Genomic DNA, 1,183 nt, shown 5'->3' on the forward strand with positions numbered 1-1,183 from the left:
ATTGGCCGCCGCCTTGGTGAAATAGAATGGCGCCTCACGGTCCACTTCGTTGCCCATTTCGGCAGCATGAGCCGCGTAATTGCGCCCAACGCAGAAAATCCGCCCTACCGGGTATCCAGCCGGTTCTGCGGCAACCGGAACCACCGGCGCTTCCGGTAATGTGAACAGAAGCTTACCCATCAAAGAATCCCTCGTAAAGTTGAAGCCACATTCCGCCGCCCCAAGTCAGAGCCGCAATCCAAGAGCCTGTAAACCCCGCGTTCGGCTTGAAATGATTTGAATGCCCGTACCCATCCATATTTTCGGAACGCCAGCAACTGCTTTGCGGTCACGTATTTGCGGCTTGATTGAGACCGGCCCCAAAGCAACAATCAAGCTGCGGCAATCGCAATTTGAGTTCAACATGATAACTGGGGTCACGAACAGTTGCGTTCCTGCAAAAAACAAGACCAGGAACAGGCGCTTCTATCACATTACGGATACTGCTCTGGCTACCGCCATCTGAGTCCCAGACTAGGTTCAACCGGGTGCCATGCACAGTGACACCACCAGATCTCCTGCCAGATAGAGATGTGTGTGTCCGGATGCGTATATTTCCGGAATGGTCCAGGACAGTAGATTTGACGCATCACGTGTCAGATCTATCCCTGCGAGCCAAAACCGGGAGGTAGAGTCCGGTGCTATCGCCTTAAACACCGCCTCTTTGGCCGAAAAAGCACATAAAACCGCGCAGGGACTATCAAAAATCCGGGTTTCTTCGGGTGTCGGGCAAAGGGCTGCGGCGGCATTGGCGATGTTGGTTGTCGTCCAGATTAGTGGATTTCAGGAGAGATTTGCACTCATTTTTCACCAAAGTCGGCACCCCAAGCAAAGTGTTAATGCACTCTACCGGCATCTATTTGATTTCACTGGAGGAAGTGGTGAGCCGTGCAGGATTCGAACCTGCGACCCACTGATTAAAAGTCAGTTGCTCTACCAACTGAGCTAACGGCCCACTTCTTCGCTGCGGTCTAAGTGTTTTTTCCAAGAGGATCAAGCACTTATTTCGCTTCGGGACTGCCTGGCAGCCTGTGTCATGCTGTCCCGATAGGCGGCGTATCTAGGGCCAGTGCAGCGAGGGGTCAACCCCTTTTTTCAACTTTTCTCACCGAAGACTGGATTCATCGTCAGCACAGGTCTATAT

1 tRNA gene and 1 pseudogene are annotated in these 1,183 nt (G+C 52.6%); both read right to left on the reverse strand.

From position 1 onward, the window contains the following. Window positions 1–180: pseudogene (locus tag A2I95_RS40275) on the reverse strand (FAA hydrolase family protein); the annotation flags it as partial. Between the two features lie 738 nt (window positions 181–918). Continuing rightward, window positions 919–994, reverse strand: a tRNA-Lys gene (locus A2I95_RS40280). Between the last annotated feature and the right edge of the window lie 189 nt (window positions 995–1,183).

This window comes from Leisingera sp. F5 (assembly GCF_001593695.1).